The organism is Streptomyces sp. O3, assembly GCF_054788135.1.
On the sequence record NZ_JBTVYK010000026.1, the window covers coordinates 1 to 26,467 of the forward strand.

At 70.2% G+C, this 26,467-nt stretch carries 26 protein-coding genes, 1 tRNA gene and 1 other RNA gene; 23 read left to right on the plus strand and 5 right to left on the minus strand.

The genetic code is table 11. The features are described from left to right. Positions 1 to 189: 189 nt before the first annotated feature. The 4 genes from ACX6XY_RS14955 to ACX6XY_RS14970 all read right to left on the minus strand — a co-directional run bounded on the left by ACX6XY_RS14955 (position 190) and on the right by ACX6XY_RS14970 (position 4,462). Positions 190 to 939 (minus strand): PaeR7I family type II restriction endonuclease, encoded by a 750-nt coding sequence (locus ACX6XY_RS14955; protein ID WP_460330347.1) that lies wholly within the window; start codon positions 937 to 939, stop codon positions 190 to 192. A 25-nt stretch (positions 940 to 964) separates the two neighbouring features. Next, positions 965 to 2,596 (minus strand): Eco57I restriction-modification methylase domain-containing protein, encoded by a 1,632-nt coding sequence (locus ACX6XY_RS14960; protein ID WP_460330350.1) that lies wholly within the window; start codon positions 2,594 to 2,596, stop codon positions 965 to 967. 525 nt (positions 2,597 to 3,121) lie between these two features. Further along, positions 3,122 to 3,970 (minus strand): SLATT domain-containing protein, encoded by an 849-nt coding sequence (locus ACX6XY_RS14965; protein WP_460330353.1) that lies wholly within the window; start codon positions 3,968 to 3,970, stop codon positions 3,122 to 3,124. Between the two features lie 99 nt (positions 3,971 to 4,069). Continuing rightward, positions 4,070 to 4,462: an NUDIX hydrolase gene (locus ACX6XY_RS14970; protein WP_460330356.1), complete on the minus strand. Its 393-nt coding sequence runs from the start codon at positions 4,460 to 4,462 to the stop codon at positions 4,070 to 4,072. A 93-nt stretch (positions 4,463 to 4,555) separates the two neighbouring features. On the opposite strand from ACX6XY_RS14970, the gene ACX6XY_RS14975 reads away from it, so the two are divergent. The 18 genes from ACX6XY_RS14975 to ACX6XY_RS15060 all read left to right on the plus strand — a co-directional run bounded on the left by ACX6XY_RS14975 (position 4,556) and on the right by ACX6XY_RS15060 (position 18,038). After that, on the plus strand, positions 4,556 to 5,332 hold the full coding sequence (locus ACX6XY_RS14975; protein WP_460330358.1) for a GntR family transcriptional regulator: 777 nt from the start codon (positions 4,556 to 4,558) through the stop codon (positions 5,330 to 5,332). Positions 5,333 to 5,769: 437 nt separating this feature from the next. Next, positions 5,770 to 6,141, plus strand: a complete 372-nt coding sequence (locus ACX6XY_RS14980; RefSeq protein ID WP_460330360.1) for a hypothetical protein — start codon at positions 5,770 to 5,772, stop codon at positions 6,139 to 6,141. Between the two features lie 93 nt (positions 6,142 to 6,234). Continuing rightward, positions 6,235 to 6,537 (plus strand): hypothetical protein, encoded by a 303-nt coding sequence (locus ACX6XY_RS14985; protein ID WP_460330363.1) that lies wholly within the window; start codon positions 6,235 to 6,237, stop codon positions 6,535 to 6,537. Then, positions 6,534 to 7,037, plus strand: coding sequence for a WhiB family transcriptional regulator (locus ACX6XY_RS14990; protein ID WP_460330366.1), 504 nt, complete (start codon positions 6,534 to 6,536; stop codon positions 7,035 to 7,037). Before ACX6XY_RS14985 ends, ACX6XY_RS14990 begins: the two co-directional genes overlap by 4 nt. After that, a complete protein-coding gene (locus tag ACX6XY_RS14995; protein ID WP_460330367.1) occupies positions 7,034 to 8,146 on the plus strand; it encodes a conjugal transfer protein in 1,113 nt (370 codons plus the stop codon). The genes ACX6XY_RS14990 and ACX6XY_RS14995 overlap by 4 nt, the downstream gene beginning before the upstream one ends. Then, a complete protein-coding gene (locus tag ACX6XY_RS15000; protein ID WP_460330368.1) occupies positions 8,143 to 8,547 on the plus strand; it encodes an RRQRL motif-containing zinc-binding protein in 405 nt (134 codons plus the stop codon). Before ACX6XY_RS14995 ends, ACX6XY_RS15000 begins: the two co-directional genes overlap by 4 nt. 3 nt (positions 8,548 to 8,550) lie before the next feature. Next, the gene (locus ACX6XY_RS15005; RefSeq protein WP_460330370.1) at positions 8,551 to 8,856 is read left to right on the plus strand and encodes a hypothetical protein; all 306 of its coding nucleotides are present in this window, start codon (positions 8,551 to 8,553) and stop codon (positions 8,854 to 8,856) included. Between the two features lie 113 nt (positions 8,857 to 8,969). Further along, the gene (locus ACX6XY_RS15010; RefSeq protein ID WP_460330372.1) at positions 8,970 to 11,087 is read left to right on the plus strand and encodes an FtsK/SpoIIIE domain-containing protein; all 2,118 of its coding nucleotides are present in this window, start codon (positions 8,970 to 8,972) and stop codon (positions 11,085 to 11,087) included. A 226-nt stretch (positions 11,088 to 11,313) separates the two neighbouring features. Beyond that, positions 11,314 to 11,508, plus strand: coding sequence for a hypothetical protein (locus tag ACX6XY_RS15015; protein WP_460330375.1), 195 nt, complete (start codon positions 11,314 to 11,316; stop codon positions 11,506 to 11,508). A gap of 9 nt (positions 11,509 to 11,517) precedes the next feature. Then, positions 11,518 to 11,958, plus strand: coding sequence for a hypothetical protein (locus ACX6XY_RS15020; RefSeq protein WP_460330377.1), 441 nt, complete (start codon positions 11,518 to 11,520; stop codon positions 11,956 to 11,958). Positions 11,959 to 11,970: 12 nt separating this feature from the next. Continuing rightward, positions 11,971 to 12,366 (plus strand): hypothetical protein, encoded by a 396-nt coding sequence (locus tag ACX6XY_RS15025; RefSeq protein WP_460330379.1) that lies wholly within the window; start codon positions 11,971 to 11,973, stop codon positions 12,364 to 12,366. Positions 12,367 to 12,368: 2 nt separating this feature from the next. Beyond that, positions 12,369 to 12,755 (plus strand): hypothetical protein, encoded by a 387-nt coding sequence (locus tag ACX6XY_RS15030; protein ID WP_460330382.1) that lies wholly within the window; start codon positions 12,369 to 12,371, stop codon positions 12,753 to 12,755. Next, a complete protein-coding gene (locus ACX6XY_RS15035; RefSeq protein ID WP_460330384.1) occupies positions 12,755 to 13,045 on the plus strand; it encodes a hypothetical protein in 291 nt (96 codons plus the stop codon). The genes ACX6XY_RS15030 and ACX6XY_RS15035 overlap by 1 nt, the downstream gene beginning before the upstream one ends. A gap of 268 nt (positions 13,046 to 13,313) precedes the next feature. After that, on the plus strand, positions 13,314 to 13,760 hold the full coding sequence (gene ssb / locus ACX6XY_RS15040; protein WP_460330386.1) for a single-stranded DNA-binding protein: 447 nt from the start codon (positions 13,314 to 13,316) through the stop codon (positions 13,758 to 13,760). A gap of 83 nt (positions 13,761 to 13,843) precedes the next feature. Beyond that, a complete protein-coding gene (locus ACX6XY_RS15045) occupies positions 13,844 to 14,767 on the plus strand; it encodes a bifunctional DNA primase/polymerase (RefSeq protein WP_460330388.1) in 924 nt (307 codons plus the stop codon). A gap of 337 nt (positions 14,768 to 15,104) precedes the next feature. Continuing rightward, positions 15,105 to 16,361, plus strand: coding sequence for a DUF3631 domain-containing protein (locus tag ACX6XY_RS15050; protein WP_460330391.1), 1,257 nt, complete (start codon positions 15,105 to 15,107; stop codon positions 16,359 to 16,361). Between the two features lie 148 nt (positions 16,362 to 16,509). Next, positions 16,510 to 16,758 (plus strand): excisionase family DNA-binding protein, encoded by a 249-nt coding sequence (locus ACX6XY_RS15055; protein WP_460330394.1) that lies wholly within the window; start codon positions 16,510 to 16,512, stop codon positions 16,756 to 16,758. After that, entirely contained in the window at positions 16,755 to 18,038 is a 1,284-nt protein-coding gene (locus ACX6XY_RS15060; RefSeq protein WP_460330396.1) for a tyrosine-type recombinase/integrase, read from the plus strand. The genes ACX6XY_RS15055 and ACX6XY_RS15060 overlap by 4 nt, the downstream gene beginning before the upstream one ends. A 65-nt stretch (positions 18,039 to 18,103) precedes the next feature. On the opposite strand, the gene ACX6XY_RS15065 is transcribed toward ACX6XY_RS15060, so the two are convergent. Continuing rightward, a tRNA-Ser gene (locus ACX6XY_RS15065) sits at positions 18,104 to 18,188 on the minus strand. Positions 18,189 to 18,260: 72 nt separating this feature from the next. Here ACX6XY_RS15065 and ffs point away from each other — a divergent pair. The 5 genes from ffs to ACX6XY_RS15090 all read left to right on the plus strand — a co-directional run bounded on the left by ffs (position 18,261) and on the right by ACX6XY_RS15090 (position 26,425). After that, positions 18,261 to 18,359, plus strand: an RNA gene (gene ffs / locus ACX6XY_RS15070) — signal recognition particle sRNA small type. 66 nt (positions 18,360 to 18,425) lie between these two features. Beyond that, a complete protein-coding gene (locus tag ACX6XY_RS15075) occupies positions 18,426 to 20,915 on the plus strand; it encodes a DNA polymerase III subunit gamma and tau (RefSeq protein ID WP_460330399.1) in 2,490 nt (829 codons plus the stop codon). Between the two features lie 198 nt (positions 20,916 to 21,113). Next, a complete protein-coding gene (gene purD / locus ACX6XY_RS15080; RefSeq protein ID WP_460330401.1) occupies positions 21,114 to 22,376 on the plus strand; it encodes a phosphoribosylamine--glycine ligase in 1,263 nt (420 codons plus the stop codon). Positions 22,377 to 22,656: 280 nt separating this feature from the next. Then, positions 22,657 to 24,720 (plus strand): M48 family metalloprotease, encoded by a 2,064-nt coding sequence (locus ACX6XY_RS15085; protein ID WP_460330404.1) that lies wholly within the window; start codon positions 22,657 to 22,659, stop codon positions 24,718 to 24,720. 226 nt (positions 24,721 to 24,946) lie between these two features. After that, positions 24,947 to 26,425, plus strand: coding sequence for a N,N-dimethylformamidase beta subunit family domain-containing protein (locus ACX6XY_RS15090; RefSeq protein ID WP_460330407.1), 1,479 nt, complete (start codon positions 24,947 to 24,949; stop codon positions 26,423 to 26,425). Positions 26,426 to 26,467 lie beyond the last annotated feature (42 nt).

Consider the following 26,467-nt stretch of genomic DNA (forward strand, 5'->3'; position numbering starts at 1 on the left):
CGCGCCCGCCACCGACCCGAACAACCGAAACGGCCCGCCGAAGAAACCGACGGACCGTCACGAAAGATCGAGGCTAGGGCGGCATCGCGGGAGGGGAAGGTGATGGTTTGGCCGCGATCAGGATCACGGCCTGCCGGGAACGCCGGCAAGTATGAGGTTAGGAGTCTGTCCGACCAGGCGCTCTGCTAGCTAGAGCGTCAATTCGTCGAACACATCGTCAGGCAGCGTCTTGATGTACACGATGCGCGCACGGATCTCCGCCTCGAGGTTGGCCAATGACAAGCTCACCGACGGCTCGACGAAGTGTTCGCTGTCCGCCTCGGCGGTGAGGAGAGCGACAGCGTCGTAGTTGCCCTCCTTGACCATGCGTTCGAAGAAGATCTTGTACCGGCCTATGTACGAAGCTCCCTCGAAGATCGGGTCCGCCGGGAACGGCATGTTCTTGGGCAGCGCGACCTTGCTCAACGATTTCGGCGCGCGTTCCACGAGCATGATGAAACCAAACCAGGGCTTCAAGCGGCCGAACAGGCCGCGCTCCGCGGCCATCTGGGAGTCGGCCGCGAGCCCCAGGGCTTCCTCCGTCCGGTTGTTGAAATTGTTGCTGAACGAGGGGCCTCGCTGGGACTTGAACTCTATCGCCGCGATCAGGGAGCCGCGGTAGAGCACCAGGAGATCCCAGTTCTTCGCTGGTCGAAAGTACGCCGGGAGATTGTTGTGACCGGTCGTGCGCACCTCAAGGGTGATCTCCGGGTCGGCGCGCCATAGTTTCGCCACGACCTCCTGCATCGCGTCCATCTGCTTGCCACCCGTGACGGCTGTACGGTTGCCGGTGTCCTTGACCCCGGTCGCCTGCCCCTGCCTCGCGGCCTGCAGGTCCAGGCCCTTCCAATAGCCGAGAACAGCGGCGCGCCAGGTCTCGACAGGTGTCAGGTCGCTCATTGATCCTCTTCTTTTATTCGGATATTCAGATGCTGCCGGCAGGTAGCCCGTACGCTTCTTCGGCCGCACGCGTCGCAGCCACCCTGTCACCGGCGCGGAATGCGTCACGGAGCCTGGAGGCGATGTCGTCAGGGATCGTTTCGGGGCGCGGAACCGCGATCTTCCGCAGGTACTGCGCCTGGAATCGCAGCGTGCCGCCACGCATCTTCACGCCATAGGCGCTCACGAAAGCCTCTGCGATCCGAGACAGGAGCAGCCCGCCGAGCACTTCCATGTCCCATGACGACGAGACGATGTAGTACAGGTTGTGGTGCGGGTAGTAGCCGCCAGGCTCCAGTACCGGCGTGATCTGGGCTTTCATGTCCTGAAGAAGCAGCTTCGGCCGTTCGGCGAGGCCCGGGTAGACCTTGTCGATGGTGCGGTGCCAGGTGCTCGGGTTCTTCCTCGCGACGAAGCGCTTCTTGACGTTCGGGTGCGACGCGAGCGCGGCCGCGAACTTCGGGTAGTCCGCGAGATCCACGAGCCTGCCCTCGTCGTCCCACGGGTTCAGCAGCATCTTCGAAGGCGTCGTGAGACGACCTGCGCGGATGTCGTCGGCCATGACGATGGGCGTCAGCCGATCTTGCTCGACGTCGATGCCGGCGTCTGGGCTGATGATGTAGGCCCTGTCGGATCCGGTCGCGACCCCAATGCTGATCTTCGTCGTGCCGTCGGCTTCCAGCGTCGGGAAATTCTCCTGCAGATGCTCCAGCAGCTTGATGGTGTGAGGGGATCCCGCGGGCCAGAAGTCGTCGGTCTCGAACCATTTGGGCAGGCGAGCGCCCTCCCATCCCTGGCCCGAAGCCTCCTCCACCGTGCCCTGCGCGAACGTCAGGGCCTCGCTCGCGGAGGCCGCTCCGAACCCGGCAGCGGTGTCGATGAACGTGGCGCTGCCCTGCTCGGAGTTGGCCAGCACCGTGATCGCCGGATAGGCCGAGACCTCTGCTTCAAACGCGTCCACGTCGTGCATCTGCCACACGGACTCGACCGCGTAGCGTGAGGTCACGAGACCCCGCAGGTGCTTCCCGTAGGCGTTCCGCATCCAACGGTCCGCGCAGATGAACCCGACCTTCCCGCCGCTTGCGAGCATGGACAGCGAACGCTCGTAGAAGCCGACGTAGATGTCCGCCCGTCCACGCATCGTCCGCCATGTCTTGCGGTAGGCAGCCTCGGTCTCATCATCGAGATCCTCGGTGCGGATGTACGGCGGGTTGCCGATGACGAAGTCGACGTCCGCCGGTACCACGTCGAGAAGGAAGTCGCCGTGACGCAGCCAGCCTGCAGACAGTGCTCGGGCCTCTGTGGGACTTGCCCCAGCGGCTTGGAGCATGTCCGCCGACTTCTTCCGGCAGGTCGCGACATGCTCTTGCTGGAGATCGAGGCCGTACAGACAGTCAGCCAGCGCCGACAGCTCCGTGCCGTGGACCTTTGCAGACTCGAGCAGTCGCTCCAGTACGGGGACGAAAAACGCTCCGGACCCGATTGACGGCTCAACGAGCTTCATCTGGGTGAGGTCCTTGTTTGCCGTATAGCCGACCAGGTCAAGAATCGTCTCGACAACCCATCGACGGGTGAAGACCTCGCCGTACTCGACCTCGTCGGGGGCAGCTGCAGCCATGGGTTCCTCTCGTCATGGCTCACTGCACGAGCCCTCACCTCAAGGCTATCGGTGGGCACGACCGCCAGAGGACTTCTCGCAACTACTCGGATTCGTGGCTCCACGGCGGCTCTCGAAGCTCTCCTCCATGATCAGCGGAGTCCAGCCTCCCGTGTGCCTCCGGCAACAGGGCACGTGACGCAGCAGAGCAGCCGCCGGCTGATCACCTCGGCCTCGCCCGCACCACAGGCGCGGTCGCGCAGGTTCATGACCGTCCGGTCGTGCCAACTGAGACCAAAACTGAGACCACGCAACGACGAAGGGTCCGGCCGCTGAGCGGTCGGACCCTTCGTTTGCCCTGGTGGGCGGGTGCGGAGGATACGAGATTCGAACTCGTGAGGGGTTGCCCCCAACACGCTTTCCAACTGTGCGAGTGATCGTCTGGGGGCGTTCACAGCCGTTCGCGTGGCAGGTCAGCGGGGGTGCACGTACGACAGTGGACCATGACGTCCGTCTGCGAACTGGACAACGATCAGGACAACAGCGTCAGCCCTCGGGCGTCTCCGTTGGCTGGTCGAGTTGCTGCTGTCGCTTGCGCTGGTCGTTCTTGAGGGTCTCAACCCGCTCGGTGAACTCCAGAAGGGCGGCTTCGTCGTCTGTGCTGGACTTGTAGCGGCCAACCTTCAGGTTCACGGCGTCGTACTCCTCCTCGATGGTGTCGGCCGTCTGCTGGAGGTAGAAGCTGCGCTCGCGGAACTTGAAGTAGCCGGTGAAGCCTGCTGCAAGACCAACCGAGAAGCTGGTGCCAACGGTGATCCACTTGTAGGGCGGTGGGGTTTCCGCGAGGCTCGCTGCTGTCGACGTTGCCAGGGAACCGATGATGATGACGCTTTGGAAGAGGTTGTGAACCCGCCTGTAGCGAAGTCCGTCGGAGCGGTACTGCTCGATGGCTCCTGGCACGGACTCTCGGTAGATGTGACGGCGGGTCTCTGTTGGCAGTTCGGTAGATGCTGCGGAGAGTCGCCTTCGCTCGATCGCAAGCTCAAGGTCGATTTTCCTCCCCGCCGCGTACCCCGACTCCCATTCATTCAAGAGGACCTTGTTGTAGCCGACAAGCTTAGTGCTTTGGACGCGGACGACCGCGCACAGGATCAAAAGGGCGATGAGGAGTGGGATGCAGGCTAGATTGACTCGGGCCAGGTCGACGCGACCCCATGTAGCTATGTTCCCGACAAATAGGAGCAATAGCAGCGCGGGGGTCGAGGAGTAGGTCGAGACCAGTAGGAGCCGCTTGAGGCGGGCTTCGCGTATCTCTTGCCGAAGGCCGAGGATCTTCCTGTCGTGGCCGAGGAGTTCCTCAATCGCCCTTTCGGCTGCGGCTTCTGGCTGCGTCATGGCCCCCCACTGCGAATGCTTTTGGTCGCGCGCTATCCGATCATAGAGGCGCGTGAATTACCGGCGAGTTCTTTCGAGGCGACTGCCTGAGATGTTTTCTCAGGCAGATTCGAGCAGGTGGCGGCCGTCGTGAGAGCGGACGTGCGGGGCAGCCGAAGCATCCAGAGCGTCGGCAACGCGGACCGCGTACACCTCGCCCATCGACCGCTCGGCTTCCTCGGGGGTCAGCCACTCCACCGCGATCGACTCGCTCGACAGCCGCTCCACACCGGCAACCGGCCGGCAGAAGAAGACGAGAGCCACGATGCCCCGGCTCATGTTCTTGTAGACCCCGGTCAGCCGCTCGACGGAGACCTTGATCCCGGTCTCTTCGAGCACCTCCCGAACGGCCCCGTCCTCGGGGCGCTCATCCAGTTCGAGCACGCCGCCTGGTGGTTCCCACGTGCCGTTGTCCGCGCGACGGATCGCCAGGACGCGGCCGTCCTCGCGCACGACTACGCCCGCGACTGAAACCGAGTGAAGCGACACAGCGCGCCCTCCGGGTAGCGTTGCTTATGTACAGGAGCCTAGGAGGCACAGTAGGACATGCCCACGTCTTCCAGAGACTCGGGAAAGCCGAAGTACCTGCTGATCGCAGACGACCTGATCAAGCAGATCAAGGAACAGATCCTCCCGCCCGGCGCGCAGGTTCCCAGCGAGGCCGACCTTGTGGCGCGGTACAAGACGTCAGGCGGGACGGTCCGCAAGGCGATCGCTGAGGTGCGAACCACCGGGCTCATCGAGACGCGGCACGGCAAGGGCTCGTACGTAAAGCGGCGTCCCGCTGTGCGTCGTAAGTCCTCGGACCGTTTCCGCAGGTCTCACCGCACGGCAGGCAAGGCGGCGTACCTTGCAGAAGCTGAGCAGGCAGGCAGCACGCCAAGCGTCAGCGTGCTGTACGTGGGACCGACCGAGGCGCCGGACGAGATCGCTGAGCGGCTGTCAGTCCCGGCCGGCATGAAGGTTTTGGCGCGCCGCCGTCTCTACTTCAGCGACGGCATCCCCACCGAGGAGGCCACCTCCTACCTGCCTTGGGACGTCGCCAAGGACATCCCGGAGCTGTTCGAGGAGAACCCCGGCGGAGGCGGCATCTATGCCCGGCTTGAGGAGCACGGGCACACCCTGAAAGAGCTGTCGGAGACGGTGCGCGTCCGGCTGGCGACCAAGCAGGAGATCGCCACGCTCAGTCTGAGTCCGGGCTCGCCCATCATCCACCTGACGCGGAACGCGGAATCTGAAGCTGGCCGAATCGTAGAGGTCTGCGACACCTTCATGGCCGCTGACCAGTTCGTTCTGGAGTACCGCATCCCTGCAGGTGACTGAAAACCCCTCTTCCTGAGCCCTCGACCCGCCGTGGAGTCCGCACGGCGGGTTGACTCATGTACAGGAGTTGGGCACTCTCATGCATGTCACTCCTGCACATGAGTGCATGAGTGGCGAGGTGGTCGGGTTCCTGGCCGCTTCAGATCGGTTTGACCTGCATGTATGCGCCGTCGGGTCCTGTTCCCCGAGGAACGGGAGCCCTCTTCGGAGGGTTACCGCGCCCGCCGGGAGCGCTCGCTCCTTGAGAACTCAATAGGTGGGCCCCGTCTCCCCGAGTCGAAAAGGCGGACTGCGCGGCTTGCGGCCGCGCCCAGCCCTTGCGCGGTCTCGATGTCCGCGCCGGTTGCCTCCTCCGCCCGTCCGGCCTGATGCCGTACGGGCGGGGTCGAGGGGAGCCGGGATGGGCCCGAACTCCACTTCAGCCAGGGGGGAACACCATGCAGATCGCCATTGGTGACGTCGTTCGCATCCGCTCCGACAAGGAGCTCGGCACGGTGGCCGGCGTTGCCGCGCACCGCGCCGCCGGGAGCGTCGTCGACGTCCAGATGAACGGCCAGACGCTGCGCACGGTTCGGCCGTCCGAGATTGAGATCGTCGCCCGCACCTTCCGCCCGATGACCGGGGGCCGCTCGCTGCTGACCCTGCTGTTCTTCGCGCTCGGCTTCGGTGCCGCGGTCGTGAATGGCCTCTACGTGCACAACCTCGGGGCCAACGCCTCCGTGACGGTGTTCGTCGCCTTCACCTCGGTGACCACGGTCGCCGGAGGGCTGATCAACCTCTTCAACCGGCCTCGCCGGTTCCGTGTCTGACCCTCTCCTCTCCCGACCACCGGGGCGGTCGCCTCTCGCCAAAAGCCGCGACCGCCCCGGGCCTCTCCGTCCCTTCACGTCAGGAGCAGTCCCATGCATGCATCCATCGGCGGCCATCAGGCCGTGAGCGACACCGATTTCCTTGAACTGGCCCTGGGCACCCCGCTTGAGCTGTGGCTCGGAGTGAAGGGCGAGAACGAGCAGGAGCGCGCGGCCCGCCTCGCCGCGGCCCGCGACATCCTCGCCGAGAACCTCGACATGCCCACTGAGGCGCTGCGCGTCGCGGCCGAGGCCATCGAGTCCCGGACCGAGCAGCTCGTGAACGTGGTCGCCCTGGCGCGGCCAGCCACCACCCGTACCCGTACGCGGGCGCACCGGGCGGGGGTGGCGGCGTGATCGGCGCAGCGAAGAGCCCGCACGACGGCGGTGGGTTCGCAGACCGCATCACCTCCGCGCTGGCCGGGGTTCCGCAGCTCGCGGGCGCGCGGTGTGACGGGATCGACCCGGAGCTGTTCTTCCCGGAGCACGGCAATCAGCACGGGGCGGGTGAGGCGCGTGCGATCTGTGCGGAGTGTCCGGTGCGTGAGGCGTGTCTGGCGTATGCGGTGGAGACGGGTGAGCGGTTCGGGATCTTCGGCGGGCTCAGCTACCGTCAGCGTCTGCCGCTGATCCGTGAGCGCCGCGCGGCCGAAGAGACCGCTGAGCCGGTGCCGGTGCCGGTGGTGAAGGCGCCGGTCAAGCGGCAGCGGGCGTTGGGCCCGGTCGAGTGCGGTACGCGGCGCGGTTACTCGCGTCACCGCCGTAATGGTGAGCGGGCGTGTGATGCCTGCCGGTACGCGAACGCGGCGGCGGACCGCCGTCTGAGGGCCACGGGTTCGACGCGGGAGGCGGCATGAGTGCCACGCGGCGTAACCGGCTGACGAAGGTGCAGGTCACGGTTCTGGGCCTGGCGTTTGTGCCGATGTTCGCGACCGGTGTGTTCGGTGGGATCGGTACCTATTCCAACATCAGTGGCGCCTACGGCAACGGGACCGCGCTCGGTGCGGTCGCCGCGGGCGAGGGTGCCACGGCGGTGCTGGCGCTGGTGCAGCTCGGGCTGACGATGCTCGGGCAGTCCTCGCCGCGCATCATCCGCCTGGGTCTGTGGGCGCTGCCGGCGGCTGCGTCCGCGATGGCCGTGATGGCGGCCGAGGATGTGGGTACGGCGGTCATCTACGGCATCACGCCGATGGGCATGTGCGTATCGGCCGAGGGGATGGCGTTCCTCGCGCGGCGGATCACGGTGCACACCGAGGGTCGGGACGCGGAGGGTGAGCGGCGCGCGATCGAGGTCGTGCAGCGGCTCGCGTATCACCGGGCCCGCGCCACCAACCACCCCGACAAGAAGGTCCGGCAGCGGTCGGACCGGACGTCGTGGCGGCTGGCACGCAAGGTCGGATCGGGGGATGTGGCGCTCGGATCGAGGCTGCTCGATGTGCAGCGCCAGCGGGTCACACACGGCGCGGACGCCGCGCTCGCGGCCATGTTCCACCTCGATGCCGACCCGACCCCAGCCCCGCCGCAGAATGCGGAGGAATCCACCGACACCATCATGTATCGGTCTATGGTTGACCTGCCGGAATCGACCCCCGAGCCGATCACCGCGAACGTGGGCGTTTTGCCGCGTCCGGTGGCGGTCGGGTTCCTGAAGTCGGCTCTGCCGCTCAAGCCCCCGCCCGCGATCGAGTCGACCGCCACCGCCCCGATCGCTCCGGTGAGGAAGACGGTAGCGGCGGAATCGACTCGGCCGCGTCGGGCGACAGGCCGGGTCCCGGATGTGGCCCGGTCGCCGCGACCGAAGCGGACCGCGGCGCAGTTGCTCGATGAAGCGCGTACGGCAACGGCCACGTGGCCGACCGGGAAGCTGACCGCCGAGGGCATCCGCCGGGCGGTGCACACGTCGCCGAAGAACGCCCGGATGCTGCGCGAGGCGCTGCGCGCTGAGCGGGCCAAGGCCGCGTCATGAGCGCCGCCTACGGCAAGTGCTTCGACCCGACCGGGCGCCGCTACGGGATACCGACGTTTCCGTGGCGGTTCGCGCCGGACGGCTATGCCACCCGCCGGCAGCTCCGCGCCATGGGGCTGCGGCCGGGCGGTCAGCCGGTAGCAGCCCAGCTCATGCGTCGCTCCAAGCGTCGGAAGGCGGGGTGTGCGGTCGCGTATCTGTACCGGATCGATCTGGCGAAGCCGGTGCGGCCGATGACCTCGCGGAAGTGGGGTGCGCTCGCGCTGGCGATGCTCGCCCGCCGCACGTGTCCGGTCTGCGAGATCACTTATGGCTACTGCCTGCCGACGTCGCTCGGCATGTGCCTGCTGTGCGCGAACGATGCCGATGCGTCGGCCTACGAACTCCCGAGGAGGGCTTGAACCATGTCCAGGGCGAACACCCGCCGGATCGAGAAGCAGATCGACAAGGCCCGCGAGCAGCTCGAAGGGGTGCGCAGGCAGGACCTGGGTGCGCTCACCTCACGCGAGCAGCGGCGGATCCTCGCCGCCTGTGCGCGCGGCGGGAGCCAGGTCGTACGCGGCCGGTCCACGCGGCGGGCGGACCGGCGGATCGACCGGCTGTGGGAGCACGCGGCCGACCGGATCGAGCAAGAGATCGGCGAACTTGAAGCCGAGCGGCGCCGGATGCGCAGCGAGGCCCGCACCAAGCCGCGCAAGTCCTGGTGGTGACACCGCCCGACCCCCTCATACATCGCTCGCCCTGGTGGCCGCATCCCCGTATCGGGGGTGCGGCCACCGGGCGTTTCGACCCCGCCCTGTGGGCGGTTCAGGAGAGCTGCGACATGAGCGAAACCGTCGTTCACCTGCACAAAAACAACCCCACCACCACCGACCCCGAAGCCCCGACCACCCCGCTCAGCGTCGTCACGGACGCACCCGCCAGGCCCGTGCCGCTGTGGGTGCGGTCGGGGCGCGCCATACGGCGTATCGCTGCTGATGAGCGCACCCGGACCGCGGGGCGGCTTGCGGTGCGGCATGGCATGTATGTGTTCAACGGCGGCAGGATCGTGGGCCGCCGGGCGTGGGACGGCCGTACCGCCGCCCGCTACGAACGCATGCTCCGCGCCGCCGAGGCGGCCGGGAACCACGACGTGGCGGCCGAGTGGGAGGAGCGCGGCCAGGCGTTCCGCGCGGCCCGGCACAAGCGGCGCATGGACCTGCTCGAAGCCCCCGTCGACATGGCCCGCTCCGCCGTGGCGGGCGTGGGCATCGGAATCGGAGGGCTGATCGGCCTCGGGGTCGTCCTCGCGGCCGCGAACCACGACGGCTCCATGATCCTGACCCCGCTGATGGCGGTGGTCGAGTTCCTCGCGCTGCTCATCACCATCGTCTCCGTCGTCTGGGGCCCGCTGGTCAGCATCTCCCCGCTGCTCGGGCTGTTCGCGTTGTGGGAGGTCGGGCGGCGGGCGCAGGCGGCGCCGTACTGGGCTTTGCCGGAGTCGGCGCAGACCGGCGAGGGCGAGCCCATCACCCCCTCGATCGTGGTGAAGGCGCTGCGGGACCTGGGTGTTCCTGCTCTGCGCAACGCCATCAAGGACATGGGCGACGCCGGGGCCGGGATGCTGGGTCCGATCCGGATCGCCGGATGCGGCGTCGAAGTCGATGTCACGTTGCCGTCGGGGGTGTCGACGGTTGAGGTGCAGCAGCGCCGGCGCAAGCTCGCGGAGAACCTGACCCGGCACGAACACGAGGTGTTCATCACCATCCCGACCGCTGCCCGCACCGTGCGGTTGTGGGTCGCCGACTCCGGCGCGTTGGATGAGCCGATCGGCCCGTCTCCGCTGGTCACCGACGATTCGATGACCGCCGACTACGCGAAGGGGAAGGCCCCGTGGGGTCAGGACCTGCGCGGGGACGCGGCGGCGTTGTCGCTGTATCAGCGCCACCTCCTCGTCACGGGTCTGTCGAATCAGGGCAAGACGGTGGCGCTGCGCTCGCTCGCCCTGTGGCTGGCGCTGGACAAGTCGGTCGAGTTCCTGATGGGCGACCTGAAGGGCGTCGGCGACTGGGCCATGTTCGACGGCCTCGCCTCGACCCTCATCCAGGGCCCGACCGACGAACACGTCATCCAGGTCACGGAGATGGTCGAGGGTGCGGTCACCGAGATGAACCGCCGTATCCAGGCCCCGCCCGGCACTACGTTCCCCCCGCTGATCGTGCTCGTGGATGAGGCGCAGGTGGCGTTCATGTGCCCGGCCAGGGACGAGGACAAGCGGCCCTATGGCGGCTCGAAGGCCAACTCCCGGTACTTCATGGCCGTCCGCAAGATCCACAACCAGGGCCGTGCGGTGAACGTGCTGATGTGGCAGGGCACGCAGGACCCGACCAACGAGAACCTGCCCAAGCTCGTCCGCGAGGGCGCCCACACCCGCGCCTCCCTCGCCCTGGGCACCGAGTCGCAGGCCCGCATGGCGCTGGGGGACAAGGCCGTTGACGGCGGCGCCGCCCCCAACCTGCTCCGGCCCGGTCTGGACCGGGGCACGCTGGTGGTCGCCTCGGACGGCATCGCCATCCCGGCTGGGCAGTCATCGATCACGGTGCGCACGCACTACATCGACGACGACGCGGCCGAGGCCCTCACCGACCGGGCCAAGGCGATGCGCGACGGCGTCACCACCCTGACCGTCATCGACCGCGGCGAGCAGCGTGACCCGCTCGCCGACATCGCCGGCGTGCTCGGGGAGCGCCCGAGGGCGCGGACGCAGGATGTGCTCAAGCGGCTCGCGATGCTCGACAACGACGCGTACGGCAAGTGGTCGTTCATCGACCTCAAGCGCGTCCTGGAGGGGACCGGCGCCGAGCCGTACAAGTCCGACGGCGTGATGGTCATCGCACGCGACCGGCTCACCCGCGCCCTCGCCAACCGCCCCGAGGACGGTTCCGCTTCCGGTTCGGAGTAGAGGGAGCCGCACCCCGTGTGGGTCAGGGAGGCAGGGAGAACTCCCTGAACGCCTCCCTGACCCGCCTCCCTGGCCCTGACCAGTATCAATGATCACTCAGGGAGTCAGGGAGGCCCGCAGGTCAGCACCCCCGAAACCCCTCCAGGCGCCTCACAAGAGGGGGTACCTCTGCCTCCCTGAACCCTCCACCTCCCTCATTCCGCTTCTGCCCTCCTGGAGCTGCCCCATGGCTGTCACCGTGTCCCTCGCTCTGCTCTTCGGCCTGATCCTCTTCGGCCTCATACGTAACCGCGACGTCGGCCCGATCGCCGCGTCCGTGGCCGTGCTGTTCGGGTTCTTCCTCGCCTCCACCGGCGCCGCCGACCCCATCAACAACTTCGCCCGCGCCGTCGTCGGCGCCGTCCAGCAACTCGACTTCTAGGAGCCCGCCATGACCGAGCCCCTGCCGTACCGCACACTGCGGCCGGCCGAAGTCCACCACCCCACCCCCATACCGGTTCCGGCGCCGCTCGTACCGGTACAGCCCGGCCAGGTTCCGGCCGTGGCAAGCGTGATCCTCCCCGACGGGCGCGTGGTCACCGGCTACGCCATCGAGCCCGCCAAGCCCGACCCGAACGCGGCCAAGCCGTACCTCTCGCGCACGGCGGTGAACGTCGCCCTCGGGGGCTTCGGCTTCGCGGCGGTGTGCGGCGGGCTGCTCATGCTCTCCGCGTTCATCACCGCCCTCACCGCCCTGATCACCCAGCTCATCGTCCTGGCCGCCGTGCTCTTCGGCGGCTACATCGCCCTGCAGCTCCTGACCGCCACCCGCGGCCGGACCACGGTCAACATCCGCAAGGCCGTCATCAAGCACAACCACTTCCACACCTGACAGGAGCCCCGCATGAGCACCCTGCCCCCGCGCCTCGATCTGCTCCTCGGCCCCGAACAGGCCGCCGCGTTCATCACCGACCAGGCGGCCGAACTGGCCCGCCTCGACCACCTGCCCGCACCCACCGCACTCCGCCTCGCCTGCGAACGGGCCAGCAGCGGCGACCCGCTGCTCCTCGCCGCCGCCGGACAGACCTGGACCCTGCGCCCCGACACCGACATCGACGACGCCCCCGCCCACCGGCTCCACATCCACGCCCGCCTCACCTGCCCGCCCCGCGTCCTGGTCTCCGACCCCGACGACCTCAGCGGGCAGATCGACGAACTCCTCATCGAGGTCCTCGACCTCTACCACCTCCACACCTGGCCGACCGCCGACCACACCGTCGACACCTCACAGGAGCACTGATCATGACCCGCAAGAATCCGGAGAAGTACCCGGCCGCTGCTGCCGAGGAGATCCGCAAGTTCAACCACGCCACGCTGAGCCCCAAGCCGGGCACTGGCCTCAGTTACCCGGGCCAGACCTATCACGCTGTCGCCTCGCTGAAGATGCTCGTACGCGCTCTGCCCCAGAGCTTCGACCAGATCAGGCACGCGCTCACCGCACTGGAGAACAGTGGCCACCTGACCGCCGACTTCGGCGATGTCGAAGACCACGCCGCGCAGGCCCGCTCCGCACTCGCGTCCGCCGCGATCGTCGCACGCACCCTCACCGACTTCCTCGACCACACGCACAACGCCGTCAGCCCGCTCGGCTACAGCGGCCTCGTCGACGAGAGCGAGGAGAACGCCTGATGGCACGCCTGCCCCGGCTCCGCATCCAGCGGGCCACCTGGCCCCGCCCGGCCCTGATCCTCACCGACACACCCCGCCCCGACTGCGCAGCCTGCGAGGGCGTGGGCGGATTCGAGCAGGACTACGGCGACTACGAGACCGGCGAATACGCGGGCACCGACTGGTGGCCCTGCTCATGCTGGAACGAAAACCGCCGCTGGCTCCTACTCCCCCTGCCGCGCCGCCCCCGCAGGCTCCACCGCACCCACCCGGCCCCCGACCCCTGGGCCACCAACGAACCGCCGTTCTGACCCCGGCCGCCCTCGGCCGGGGTGCGGAAGTACGACTTCCGCACCAGCTTGCTCCGCTCGCGGAAGCTCCCCTTCGGTCCCAACTTGCTGCGCTTTGGGTCCCCTGTCCGGGCCGCAGGCGGGGCGCAACATAGCCGACGATCGCCGGTTACCCAAACCGGTGATTCTCCGGACCCTTGTCCTCACCACACCACGTCACCGCGACGTACGGCGGGCGCTGCCTTGCCCTGCCCGAAACCGCGACCGCATCCGAAAGCGAGTAGTCCTCATGTCGTTTGGCGAGACCCCGATCACCGTGATCGGCAACTTGACCGCCGACCCGGAACTGAAGTTCACCGACAACGGGTCCGCGCTGGCGAAGTTCACGATCGCCGCGACCCCGCGCACCTTCGACCGCGAGACGAATCAGTGGAAGGACGGCACGTCGACGTTCTTCCGCTGCGCCGCCTGGCGCCACCTCGCGGAGCACATCGCGGAGTCCCTCACCAAGGGCTCGCGGGTGGTGGCGTTCGGCCGGATCCGGCAGCACAACTGGCAGACCCCCGAGGGCGAGAACCGCTCGATGCTCGCGATGGAAGTCGACGAGATCGGCGCCTCGCTGCGGTTCACCAACGTCGCGATCGAGGCCAAGCGACCGGCCGCGCCGGCATCCGGCGCGGACCCCTGGTCCGTCACGCCCACCGGCTCTTCCGGCACGACTGAGGCGCCGTTCTAGGTGCGCCTGGGGCGGCCGTCTCTCGCCAAAGACCACGGCCGCCCCAGCTCTCCGTCCCTTCACGAAACAGGAGAACTCCCAGCATGACACCACCCCAGAAGAGCGCGCTGCGTGATGCCGCGCTCGCCGCCGCCGCGCGCGGCTGGCACGTCCACCCGCTGCGCCCTGGCGGGAAAGCCTCCGCCCTGCACGGCCAGGCCCTGTGCCCCTGCACTGGGCCCTGCGCGGGCGGGCACGTCAAGTTCGAGCAGCGGGCCACCACCGACCCCGAGCGGATCCGCCGCACCTGGGACACGGGCCCGTACAACGTCGGCATCGCCCCCGGCCCCTCGAACCTCGTGGTCATCGACCTCGATGTCCCCAAGCCGCGGGCAGGAGAAGGATGTTCGGACGCGCCTGGCGGCGCGGAGAACTTCGCTGCGCTCTGCGAGCGCGCCGCAGTGCCCTGGCCCGCCACCTACACGGTGCGGACCCCCAGCGGCGGCCACCACCTGTACTTCAGCCTCCCGCCCACCTGGCGCCTGCCCTCCACCGCGGGCACGCTCGCGCCGTTCATCGACACCCGGGCGTGGGGCGGGAACATCGTCGCCGCGGGCAGCACCACCCCGCACGGCATCTACGAGGCCACCTGTGACGGCCCGGCGGCCGAACTGCCCATCTGGCTGTGGCACCTGCTCATGCAGCCCGACAGGACGGCCGTACGGGCTGCGTCGCCCGCCCCGCTGCTGATTCCGGGCGGCACCTCGCGCCGCGCGGCGGTCGCCCTGGAATGCGAGACCGCCCGCGTCCGCAACGCCCCCGAAGGCCAGCGGCACGCCCTGCTGCTGCGGCGCACGATCGTGATCGGCAGGTTCATCGTCTGGGGCGAGATCACCCAAGCCGTGGTCGAGGAGGCATTTGCGGCGGCCGGGGAAGCGGCCGGCCTCCCCGCGACGGAAGTCCGCGCCACCATCCGCGACGCGCTCGACTACTCCGCCCGCACCTGCCGCGCCCGGGAGACGGCATGAACCACCGCCCCTCCCGCGCCGCCCGCAAATGCCCGCCCGGCCCGGCTGACCGGAACCCCGCCGAACTGACCGGAATCCCGGCTCGGTCACGCGGCCCGGAAAGGGCCGCCCGTCAGGGCGTCCTTTCAGCCCTTCCCGCCGACGGCGCTGCCGCTCGGGTCACCGGCATCCGGCCCGGCCTGCACATCCGTACCCGCCCACCGGTCGCGGACTGGCTGTGCGCCTGCGGACACCACGAACGCGCTCGGGGCAAACACGCCGTCGCCGAACTCAGCGCCCGAGCAGGCGGCGCCTGCCCCCACCGCACCGCCCCCGCACCAGAGAGGAGGAACGCCGCATGACCGCGACCCCGCCCGCCGCGCCGATCGATGGCGCCGCGCTGCTCGACGAGGTCGAAGCGTTCCACCGCCGCTTCAACGTCTTCCCCCGCGAAGCCGCCTACATCGCCGTCGCCCTGTGGGACGCACACGCCCACCTGCTCGACTGCTTCGACTCCACACCCCGCCTCGCCTTCCTCAGCCCCGAACCCGGCTCCGGCAAGTCCCGCGCACTGGAGATCGTGGAAACCCTCGTGCCGCGCCCGCTTGCGGCCGTGGACGCCTCCGCCGCCGCCCTGTTCCGCTCCGTGTCCGGGCTCGACGGCGGCCGGCCGACGATCCTGTACGACGAGATCGACACCGTCTTCGGCCCCAAGGCCGGAGAGAACGAGCAGTTGCGCGCGTTCCTCAACGCGGGCCACACCCCCAGGCGCAGTATGTACCGGTGCGTCGGCGACGGCGCCAACCAGCAGGTACAGGAATTCCCGTCCTTCTGCGCCGTGGCCATGGCCGGACTCGGCAACCTCCCCGACACGATCATGACGCGCTCCGTCATCATCCGCATGCGCCGCAGGGCGCCCAACGAGGTAGCGGAACCCTTCCGCTCCCGCGTCCACATCGCCGAAGGCCACGCCCTGCGTGACCGGCTCGCTGCCTGGGCCGAGACGGTTCAGGAGCAGCTCACCGGGGCTTTCCCCGCCATGCCGCCGGAGGTCACCGACCGCCCCGCCGACGTGTGGGAACCGCTCATCGCCATCGCCGATGCGCTCGGCGGGCATTGGCCCGCGCGCGCCCGCGCGGCCTGCATCGAGCTGGTCAGCGCGGCCAAGCACGATGACAAGGGCTCGCTCGGCATCCGGCTCCTGACCGACCTGCGCGACCGCGTCATGTGCGGGATCGACCGCCTCCCGACGGTGGCCATCCTGGACCGGCTCAACGCCATGGACGACGCCCCGTGGGCCGACTACAACGGCAAGCCGCTCACCTCGCGCGGCCTGGCCAGGATGCTGGGCGAGTACATGACCGAGGACAACACCCCGATCGCCTCCCGCAACATCAAATCCCCGGCCACCGGCGAGGTCCTCAAGGGCTACTACGCGGCCGACCTCGCGGACGCGTGGGCGCGCTACTGCCCGCCCCCTCCCTCAGGGTCCGCTACCTCCGCTACTGCCGCTACCTCGCAGGTCAGCGCGCTGTTTCCGGTAGCGGCAAAGGTAGCGGTAGCGGATAGAACACTCCCGCCCACGCCCCCCGCTGCGGTTCGCCGCACCCGCTGAAACCCCCGTCCTATCCGCTACCGCTACCCAATCCGCTACCACCAAAAGGGGCCCTGACCTGCCCGGTAGCGGAAGTAGCGGAGGTAGCGGCTCTCAGGGGAGGGGGCCAGACGAGCCCCCTCCCCATGGCCTGAGGAGAGATCCCCAGATGAGTACCGCAATCCAGGTCGGGGACGACCCGACGTTGGTCCTGCTCACCGTCGAAGAGGCAGCGAGGCGCCTCAGTATCGGCCGTACGTACTGCTTCCAGCTGCTTGCTGCAGGGGAGTTGGACTCCGTGACGCTCGGCCGCGCGCGGCGCGTGCCTGCTGACGCTGTGGTCGACTTCGCTCGCAAACTGCGGGCGCGGCAGTGTGCCGGCGTCGTGGGTTCAGCCCGGAGGAGCGTCGCCGCATGAGTGAAGAGAAGAAGAAGCGCACCCGCCGGGCTAACGGCGAATCGGCCATCTACCTGGGCAAGGACGGCCGTTGGCACGCGCGGGTGCCCATGGGCTACAAGGACAACGGCGAGCCCTACCGCAGACACATCACCCGCCCTACCCGGAAGGACCTTGTTGACGAGGTGCGGCGGCTGGAGAAGCAGCGGGATGAGGGAGCGACTCGCCAGCCCGGCAAGCCGTGGTCGGTCGAGAAGTGGCTCCTGCACTGGGTCGAGAACATCGCCAAGCCGGTCATCAGCGAGAACACGTACGCCGGGTACGAGGTGGCGGTGCGCGTCCATCTCGTACCCGGGATCGGGAAGCACCGCATCGACCGCCTGGAGCCCGAGCACCTGGAAGCCCTGTACCGCCGCATGCAGAAGAACGGGAGCAAGGCGGCCACTGCCCACCAGGCCCACCGGACGATCCGCACCGCGCTAGGCGAGGCGGTGCGGCGCGGCCATACGGCCAAGAACGCGGCTGCGCTGGCCAAGCCGCCGCGGGTCGAGGAGGACGAGACGGAGGTCGAGCCTTACTCGGTGGAGGAGGTCCAGCGGCTGCTCCTTGAAGTCAACAAGCGCCGGAACAGCGCCCGCTGGATGCTCGCGCTCGCGCTCGGGCTGCGGCAGGGCGAGACGCTCGGGCTCAGGTGGTCGGACGTCGACCTGGACAACGAGTATCTGAAGCTGCGCCGGAACCGGCTGCGCCCGAAGTACGAGCACGGGTGCGGGGATGCGGCACCCTGTGGCCGGAAAGCGGGGTACTGCCCGCAGAAGGTGCAGGTTCGGCGCGAGACCAAGAACACCAAGTCGAGAGCCGGGCGCCGGGCGGTGCCCCTGCCGGGCCCTCTGGTCCTGATGCTCCGCGCGCACGCAGAGGCACAAGCGCGCGAGCGGCAAGCTGCCGGCAACCTCTGGATCGAGTCAGAGTACGTCTTCACCAAGCTGCTCGGTGGGCCGCTCAGCCCGAACACCGACTACCACGACTGGAAGCAGCTGCTCGAAGACGCTCAGGTCCGGGACGGTCGGCTGCACGACGCGCGGCACACGGCCGGGACAGTCCTGATGTTGCTGGGAGTCCCAGACCGGGTGATCGACCAGATCATGGGGTGGGAGCCGGGTGGCGCTGCGCGGATGCGGGCGAGGTACCTGCACGTGCCCGATGCGCTCCTGAAGGAGGTCGCCCAGAAGATCGGGCGGGCGATCTGGGGAGCCCCGGAAACAGGCCCTATGGACAAAGACCAGGACAACGAGGGCTGAGACAACGACGAAGGCCCCGGCCGGTTTCCCGGTCGGGGCCTTCGTTCTGGCTGGTCAGCCAGCTGCGGAGGATACGAGATTCGAACTCGTGAGGGGTTGCCCCCAACACGCTTTCCAAGCGTGCGCCCTAGGCCTCTAGGCGAATCCTCCGCCGCAAACAATACAAGACGTTGAGGAGTGCTCGCGAACTCGTTCCCACCCCGGTGGATCAGCTAAGGTGGGCGCAGCCCCTCACGTGGCGCTATCTGACTGAACTCCCCCAGGGCCGGAAGGCAGCAAGGGTAGGTTGGCTCTGGCGGGTGCGTGGGGGGCGCTTGCGTTCCCTGGGCTGGGGACCGTTCCCTGGGCTGGGGACGGTTGTCAGTGGGCACCGATAACCTCGTATGCGTGTCGTCCCTTGCGCTGTATCGCCGTTATCGCCCGGAGTCCTTCGCCGAGGTCATCGGGCAGGAGCATGTCACCGACCCGCTGCAGCAGGCCCTGCGCAACAACCGGGTCAATCACGCGTACCTGTTCAGCGGGCCGCGCGGCTGTGGCAAGACGACCAGCGCGCGCATCCTCGCCCGCTGCCTGAACTGTGAGCAAGGTCCCACTCCGGCCCCCTGCGGGGAGTGCCAGTCCTGCCGCGACCTCGCGCGGAACGGGCCGGGGTCGATCGACGTCATCGAGATCGACGCCGCTTCGCACGGCGGTGTGGACGACGCGCGTGACCTGCGCGAGAAGGCTTTCTTCGGGCCCGCGTCCAGCCGGTACAAGATCTACATCATCGACGAGGCGCACATGGTCACGTCGGCGGGGTTCAACGCCCTGCTGAAGGTGGTCGAGGAGCCGCCCGAGCACCTCAAGTTCATCTTCGCGACCACCGAGCCCGAGAAGGTCATCGGGACGATCCGGTCGCGTACGCACCACTATCCGTTCCGGCTGGTGCCTCCGGGGACCCTTCGGGACTACCTCGGCGAGGTCTGCGGACGGGAGAGCATGGCTGTCGAGGACGGCGTGCTGCCGCTGGTCGTACGGGCCGGGGCGGGCTCCGTGCGGGACTCGATGTCCGTGATGGACCAGCTGCTGGCGAGCGCGGGCGCCGATGGTGTGACGTACGCCATGGCCACCGCGCTGCTGGGGTACACCGACGGGTCGCTGCTGGACTCGGTGGTGGAGGCGTTCGCTTCGGGGGACGGCGGCGCCGCGTTCGAGATCGTGGACCGGGTCGTCGAGGGCGGTCACGACCCTCGGCGGTTCGTGACCGATCTGCTGGAGCGGCTGCGGGACCTGGTGATTCTGGCCGCCGTGCCGGACGCGGCGGAGAAGGGGCTGATCGACGCCCCGGCCGATGTCGTGGAGCGGATGCAGGCGCAGGCGGGCGTCTTCGGCGCCGCGGAGCTGAGCCGGGCGGCCGACCTGGTCAACGAGGGGCTTACGGAGATGCGCGGCGCGACCTCGCCGCGACTTCAGCTGGAGCTGATCTGCGCGCGGGTGCTGCTGCCCGCGGCGTATGACGACGAGCGGTCCGTGATGGCTCGGCTGGATCGGCTTGAGCGCGGGCCCGGTGCTGGTGCTGGCGCTGGCGCTGGTGTGAGTTTCGTCGCGGGGGGCGGGCCGGGGCCCGCTATGGGGTACGTGCCTGGGCCTGACGCCCATGCTCCGGGGCCGGGATCGGGGCCGGTACCGGACGCTGGCGGCGCGGTCGCGCCGGGGGGCGGGGCCGCCGCCGCTCGGGCGGCGGTTCGGGGAACGGGGGGCGCTCCCGGTGCCGACGCCGGGGCCGGGGCCGGGGCCGGGGCTGCGACTGGGGCTGGAGTCGCTGGGCCCGCCGGACCCGCTGGGGCCGCCGGACCCGCTGGGCCCGCTGGGGCCGCTGGGTCCGCCGGACCTGTATACGAGGAAGCGCAGCCTGCCCAGTCGGCCCCGCCTGCCGCGCCCGCGGCGGGCGGCGGTGCGCCCGCGTCCCAGCCCGCGTCCCGGCCCGGCGGCGGGGCGGGGCAGCGAGGTGCCGCCGAGCAGCCGGAGGGCGGGGCGCGTCGGCCCGGTGGCTGGCCCACTTCGGCGACGCCCGGCGCGGGCCCCGCGCCGATCGACCCCTCCGGGCTCGCCGGACCCGGTCAGGCCGCGCCCGCGCCCGCCCAGGACGCCGCGCGTCCCGGTGGCTGGCCCACCGCGACACCCGCGGGCGGTGGCAGGCCCGCCCCGCGGGCGGCGCAAGCCCCCGCCGCCGGGCCTCAGGCCGCTCCCGCGCCGCCCGCCCCCGCGGCGTCGGCGGCTCCGCCGCAGGCGGGCCCGCCCGCGGGCGGGCTCGACCCGCGCACCCTCTGGCCGAACATCCTCGAGGCGGTCAAGAACCGCCGACGGTTCACCTGGATTCTGCTCAGCCAGAACGCCCAGGTCGCGGGCTTCGACGGGCAGACCCTGCAACTCGGCTTCATCAACGCCGGCGCCCGCGACAACTTCGCGAGCAGCGGCAGCGAGGACGTCCTGCGCCAGGCGCTGGCCGAGCAGTTCCACGTGCAGTGGCGGGTCGAGGCCATCATCGACCCCTCGGGCGGATCCGCGCCGCCGCCCGCCGCGGCCAACTTCGGCGGCGCTCCGGCCGCACCGCGTCCGGCCCCGGCCGCATCGGCCCCCGCCCCCGCCCCGGCTCCGCGACCGCAGGCCCCCGCGCCCGCGCCCGCACCCGCTCCGGACCCGGCTCCCGTGTCCTCGTCCGCCCCGGCTTCGGCGCCCGAGCCGCAGTACCGGGTGCCCGAGCCACCGCCCGTCGCACCCGAGGACGACAACCCCGAGGACGACGACCCGGACCTGGACGAGTCCGTGCTGTCCGGGCATGACCTCATCGTCCGGGAACTGGGCGCGACGGTGGTTGAGGAGTACACCAACGAGTGAGCGCCGCGCGAGAGCGGGTGCGTGCCGTGAGCACCCCGTGCCGCGAGCAGCCCCGTTCCGTGAGCAGCCCCGTGCCGTGAGCGGTCGCGTACGGGTGGCCGCGTGCGGGCACGCGCGAGCGGGCTTGGGGCGAAGCGACAAGCGGCTCCGCCCCGGCCCGTATGAACGCACAGTCCAGCGCCAGCTAGGCTGCACCGCGTGAAGGTCCTCGTCATCGGCGGCGGCGCCCGCGAACACGCCCTGTGCCGCTCTCTGTCCCTCGACCCCGACGTCACCGCCCTGCACTGCGCGCCCGGCAACGCCGGAATCGCCGAAGTGGCGGAGCTGCACGCGGTCGACGCCCTCGACGGCGCGGCGGTCGCCGCGCTCGCGACGCGGCTCGGCGTCGGCCTGGTCGTCGTGGGCCCGGAGGCGCCCCTGGTCGCCGGGGTCGCCGACGCCGTGCGCGACGCGGGCATCCCGTGCTTCGGCCCGTCCGGCGAAGCCGCGCGGCTGGAGGGGTCCAAGGCCTTCGCCAAGGACGTGATGGCCGCCGCGGGCGTCCCCACCGCCCGCTCGTACGTCTGCACCACGGCAGAGGAGGCGGCCGACGCCCTGGACGCCTTCGGTCCCCCGTACGTGGTCAAGGACGACGGTCTCGCCGCGGGCAAGGGCGTGGTGGTGACCGACGACCTCGGGGCCGCGAAGGCGCACGCCCTGGCCTGCGAGCGCGTCGTCATCGAGGAGTTCCTGGACGGCCCCGAGGTCTCCCTCTTCGCGATCACCGACGGCGAGACCGTACTGCCGCTCACCCCCGCGCAGGACTTCAAGCGCGCCCTGGACGGCGACGAGGGCCCCAACACGGGCGGCATGGGCGCCTACTCGCCGCTCCCCTGGGCGGACCCCAAGCTGGTCGACGAGGTGCTGGAGACCGTCCTGCAGCCCACGGTCGACGAGCTGCGCCGCCGCGGTACGCCCTTCTCCGGGCTGCTGTACGCCGGTCTGGCGATCACCGGCCGCGGTGTACGGGTCATCGAGTTCAACGCGCGCTTCGGCGACCCCGAGACCCAGGTCGTACTGGCCCGGCTGCGCACCCCGCTCGCCAGCGTCCTGCTGAACGCGGCCCAGGGCACGCTCGACAGCGAGCCCCCGCTGCGCTGGCGTGACGAGGCGGCCGTGACCGTGGTGATCGCCTCGCACAACTACCCCGGAACCCCCCGTACCGGTGACCCGATCGAGGGCCTCGACGAGGTCGCCGCGCAGGACGCGCCGGACGCGTATGTGCTGCACGCCGGGACCAGGCGAGACGGCGACGCGGTGGTCAGCGCGGGCGGCCGGGTGCTGTCCGTGACGGCCACCGGACCGGACCTGGCCCAGGCCCGCGAGCGGGCGTACGCGGCCGTGGCGCGGGTCCGCCTTGACGGCTCGCAGCACCGGACCGACATCGCCGCCGCGGCGGCTGCGGAGGTCACTGCCCGCTAGGCCCTGTCGTCAAACTCCCGCGCTCTGTGCGCGGCGGCCCGGTACGACGCGTGGGGCCCGGATCTGACGCCTGATCCGGGCCCCACGCGTCTACACCTTTGCCCAACGCCATTCCATCGAGTGAGCGCTTCCCGATACGACTGACGTGCCCTGAGGCCCCAACTAGGGTGCGGCGCAAGCATTCCGGCACTTGGCCCACCGGCGTTGCGATGTCAGTGGTGGGTGTCACAGTGGGGGAGTGAGCAGAGCCGTCGTAGGGCAGAGGGGGTGACGTCGGGTCGTGTCCGGAATCCGTTTGGGCAGCGAGGCGGGAGCGCGGGCAGCGCGCTCTCGGGCGCTCGCCGTGCTGCGCGTCCGCGGCAGGGCGCTGGCGCTCGCGCTGCTGCCAGCGGCGGTCGCGGTCGTGCTGGCCGTAGCCGTCGGCACCGGGAGGATCGACGGCGGGGGCGGCCTGGAACTCGCGCTCTGGCTGCTGACCGGCGGGGCGCTGCTGGTGCTGCTCGCCGCGGCGGGGGTGGCGCTGGTGATCGCTCGGGCGCGTCCCGCGCTCAGCCCCACGGTCCCGATCGCCGAGGAGTCGGCCCCCGATCTCTACCGCCTGGTGCGGGACCTCGCGGACCGTCTCGAGGTGCCCGCCCCGTCGGCGATAGCGCTCACCCCGGACTGCGACAGCTGGCTGGAGGACCGCGCCCATCCAGCCCAGGGGCGCACCCGTCGGGGCGAGTCGGCGCCGCATGCGGCACGCGACGCGGGCGACCCGTCGAGCCCGGCGGCGCCCGTGCTGGTCATCGGCTCGCCCTTCATGTGGTGGATGCGCGTCGCCGAACTGCGGGCTGTGCTCGCCCCGGTCGTCGCCGGTACGGGTCCGTCGGCGCACCCCGACATAGCCGCGGCCCGGCGCTTCATACGCGGTCTCGACGCCGCCGTGGCCGTCGCGTCGCGCCCAGGGCGTGCTCCGCTGACCCGTGCTGCCCTGTCCGGTGTCGGCTGGATCTCCCGGCTGCTGCTGCGGGCCTGCCGCGGTCACGCGGCCGAGATGGAGCGCGGGGTCGCGGCGGCCGCCGCCGAGCGCGCCAAGGCCGTGGACTACGGTCCGCGGATCGTCGCCCAGGAGCAGGTCGGCCTCGCCTACGCGGGCTGGGACCGGCTGTTGACGCGGGTCGCGCTGCCCGCCTGGCGGATGGGCCGCTGGCCGTCGCGCCTGGACGCGGGGGTGGTCTCCGCCCTCACCGAGCTCTCCCGGCGCGACCGGCTCGCCGACGGCTTCGCCTCTCGGCTGGGTGAGCGCCCCGCCTGCGACCTCCTGGAGGAGCCGGGCAGCGTGGACGAGGCCGCTTCGCTGCTGGCCGCCCGGCTGTTCCACGGCGGACCGGCGGAACAGACCCCGGACTGGTCCCCGGTGGGCTGGCAGGAGTACCCGGAAGAGGTCGTCGACCGCAAGTGGCGTATGGACGCCGCCCGGTTGCACCGCGTCCTGGACGCGCTGGACGTGCGGAGCGCGAGCGCCGACCCGTCTCCCGACCTGTCTCCGGACCCGTCTTCCGACCTGTCTCCAGACCCGTCTCCGGACTCCTCCGCTCCCTTCGCTCCCTTCGTCCCCTTCGCCTCCTCCGACGGCACGAGCCGCCCCGACGCCGAAGCGATCGCCGCTCCGAGCGCCGGAGCAACGGGCGAACCAGTGGCCGAACGTATGGCCGAACTCATAGCCGACCCTGAGGTCCCGACCCTGAACCGGGTGATGGACCACCTGACCGCCGTCCCCGCGCTGACCAGCGAACCCACTCCCGGACCCCCGCCCGGACCGATACCCGGCACCCCGTCCGAGAGCGGCTCACCCGTCACACCAGACGTCACGTCAGAGCCCGCCGCACAGCACACGGCAGACGCCGCAGACGCCACAGCGGCCACGCCGACTCGCACCGTGACGGACACGGAGAGTGACGCCAGTGAGGTGCTCGCGGCGCGGCTCACCGCGGAGGTGGCCCGCGAGGAGGCCGCCGCGCCGTCGCCGCCGCCCGGTCTGGGGCCCGACGACGGGCCCTGGGGTGACGGCCTCCACGACGGCGGACAGCTGCCGCTCTTCCCGCTCCAGCCGCCCCGCACGGGCCGCGAGCTGCTCGCGGACCATGTCACCGCGATGGTCTGCTGTGCCGCGATCGACACGGCGGGCGCGGCCCCCGGCCTGGACTGGCTGGACGGCCCGGCCCTGCTGGTGGCAGGCGAGCGGGCCACGGACCTGGCCCCCCGGATCATGAGCCTGGTCGAGAACGGCGACCCCGACCCGCTGCGGGACTGGCTCGCCCAACGGGGCGTACGACCCGAGAAGCCGGTACGCCTGGTCTGACGAAGCGGGACGGGACTCTCAAGCGGGACGGGGCTATAGAGCGGGACGGGACTGTGCGGCGGGACGGGACTCTAATTGGAGCACCGTGTTCCCGGAGCGCCATGTTCCGTTTTCGCCAATTCACGACGAACGGTGACGGAGTGAGTGCGTAATGTGATGTGCTGGGACCGTCGCTGATTCAGCCAGCCGACGCACGGGCCTCGGGGGAGCGAGGGAGGGGAGCGACATGGGCGCGGACCAGATCCGCCGATGGGAGTCAGGGGCGCTGGCGCACGCCGTGTCAGATCCCTTCGGGCAGGGCCCGCTGCCCTGGCTGCGCGGCAGTGAGCACTACTTCGACGACACCGGGAAGGTCGTCCCCTGGTACGTCGACCACGCCCTGACCCCCGGCGCGGACCTCCCCGGACCCCGCACCAGCGGCCTGCGCAGCGCGGACGACGTACACCGGCAGATCAAGGGTTTCACCACCACCGGCGCGGCCGCGCCCGGCGAGGCGATCGACTTCCACGTCACCGTGGACCCGCCCCAGCAGTTCGGCGTCGACATCTACCGCATCGGGCACTACGGCGGCGACGGCGCGTCGAAGATCACCACCAGCCCCCGTATCTCCGGCATCGTCCAGCCGCCGCCGCTCACCGCCGACCGCACGGTCTCCTGCCACCACTGGTGGCTGTCCTGGCGGTTGCAGATCCCGAGCTACTGGAGCAACGGCGCGTATGTCGCCGTCCTCACCACCGCCGACGGCTACCGCTCGCACATCCCCTTCACGGTCCGGGACAGCCATCCGGCCGATCTGCTGCTCCTCCTGCCGGACATCACCTGGCAGGCGTACAACCTCTACCCCGAGGACGGCCATACCGGCGCCAGCCTCTACCACGCCTGGGACGAGCGGGGCCGTCTGCTCGGCGAGCGCGACGCCGCCGTCACGGTGTCCTTCGACCGCCCGTACGCGGGCGCGGGCCTGCCGCTGCACGTCGGGCACGCCTACGACTTCATCCGCTGGGCCGAGCGATACGGCTACGACCTCGCCTACGCCGACGCCCGCGACCTGCACGCCGGACGCGTCGACCCGACGCGCTACCGAGGCCTGGTCTTCCCCGGCCACGACGAGTACTGGTCGACGCCCATGCGCCGCACCGTCGAACTGGCCAGAGACCACGGCACCTCGCTGGTCTTCCTCTCCGCCAACACCATGTACTGGCAGGTCGAACTGGGCCCCTCGCCCTCCGGCGTCGCCGACCGGCTGCTCACCTGCCGCAAGCGCCACGGCCCCGGCAAGCCCGCGCTCTGGCGCGAGGTGGACGGCCCCGAGCAGCAGCTGCTCGGCATCCAGTACGCGGGCCGGGTCCCCGAGCCGAGCCCCCTGGTCGTACGGAACGCCGAGCACTGGCTCTGGGAGGCGACCGGCGCGTACGAGGGCGACGAGCTGGCCGGTCTGGTCGCGGGCGAGGCCGACCGGTACTTCCCGCGTACCGCGCTCCCCGAGCACCAGGGCCGCATCCTGCTCGCCCACTCCCCGTACCGGGACAGCGAAGGCGCCCGCCGCCACCAGGAGACCTCGCTCTACCGTGCCCCGTCCGGCGCCCTGGTCTTCGCGTCCGGCACCTTCGCCTGGTCCCCGGCGCTCGACCGCCCCGGTCATGTGGACGCCCGGATCCAGCGGGCCACCGCCAACCTCCTGGACCGCATCTGCAAACGAGACTGAGCGCACCCCTCCCGCGCACCCCCGGTGTCCCTCTCGCGCACC

Coding starts and splice junctions, on each gene's coding strand:
- ACX6XY_RS14955 (WP_460330347.1), bottom strand. CDS start 939: ATGAGCGACCTGACACCTGTCGAGACCTGGCGCGCCGCTGTTCTCGGC.
- ACX6XY_RS14960 (WP_460330350.1), bottom strand. CDS start 2,596: ATGGCTGCAGCTGCCCCCGACGAGGTCGAGTACGGCGAGGTCTTCACC.
- ACX6XY_RS14965 (WP_460330353.1), bottom strand. CDS start 3,970: ATGACGCAGCCAGAAGCCGCAGCCGAAAGGGCGATTGAGGAACTCCTC.
- ACX6XY_RS14975 (WP_460330358.1), top strand. CDS start 4,556: ATGCCCACGTCTTCCAGAGACTCGGGAAAGCCGAAGTACCTGCTGATC.
- ACX6XY_RS14980 (WP_460330360.1), top strand. CDS start 5,770: ATGCAGATCGCCATTGGTGACGTCGTTCGCATCCGCTCCGACAAGGAG.
- ACX6XY_RS14985 (WP_460330363.1), top strand. CDS start 6,235: ATGCATGCATCCATCGGCGGCCATCAGGCCGTGAGCGACACCGATTTC.
- ACX6XY_RS14995 (WP_460330367.1), top strand. CDS start 7,034: ATGAGTGCCACGCGGCGTAACCGGCTGACGAAGGTGCAGGTCACGGTT.
- ACX6XY_RS15000 (WP_460330368.1), top strand. CDS start 8,143: ATGAGCGCCGCCTACGGCAAGTGCTTCGACCCGACCGGGCGCCGCTAC.
- ACX6XY_RS15005 (WP_460330370.1), top strand. CDS start 8,551: ATGTCCAGGGCGAACACCCGCCGGATCGAGAAGCAGATCGACAAGGCC.
- ACX6XY_RS15010 (WP_460330372.1), top strand. CDS start 8,970: ATGAGCGAAACCGTCGTTCACCTGCACAAAAACAACCCCACCACCACC.
- ACX6XY_RS15015 (WP_460330375.1), top strand. CDS start 11,314: ATGGCTGTCACCGTGTCCCTCGCTCTGCTCTTCGGCCTGATCCTCTTC.
- ACX6XY_RS15020 (WP_460330377.1), top strand. CDS start 11,518: ATGACCGAGCCCCTGCCGTACCGCACACTGCGGCCGGCCGAAGTCCAC.
- ACX6XY_RS15025 (WP_460330379.1), top strand. CDS start 11,971: ATGAGCACCCTGCCCCCGCGCCTCGATCTGCTCCTCGGCCCCGAACAG.
- ACX6XY_RS15030 (WP_460330382.1), top strand. CDS start 12,369: ATGACCCGCAAGAATCCGGAGAAGTACCCGGCCGCTGCTGCCGAGGAG.
- ACX6XY_RS15035 (WP_460330384.1), top strand. CDS start 12,755: ATGGCACGCCTGCCCCGGCTCCGCATCCAGCGGGCCACCTGGCCCCGC.
- ssb (WP_460330386.1), top strand. CDS start 13,314: ATGTCGTTTGGCGAGACCCCGATCACCGTGATCGGCAACTTGACCGCC.
- ACX6XY_RS15045 (WP_460330388.1), top strand. CDS start 13,844: ATGACACCACCCCAGAAGAGCGCGCTGCGTGATGCCGCGCTCGCCGCC.
- ACX6XY_RS15050 (WP_460330391.1), top strand. CDS start 15,105: ATGACCGCGACCCCGCCCGCCGCGCCGATCGATGGCGCCGCGCTGCTC.
- ACX6XY_RS15055 (WP_460330394.1), top strand. CDS start 16,510: ATGAGTACCGCAATCCAGGTCGGGGACGACCCGACGTTGGTCCTGCTC.
- ACX6XY_RS15060 (WP_460330396.1), top strand. CDS start 16,755: ATGAGTGAAGAGAAGAAGAAGCGCACCCGCCGGGCTAACGGCGAATCG.
- ACX6XY_RS15090 (WP_460330407.1), top strand. CDS start 24,947: ATGGGCGCGGACCAGATCCGCCGATGGGAGTCAGGGGCGCTGGCGCAC.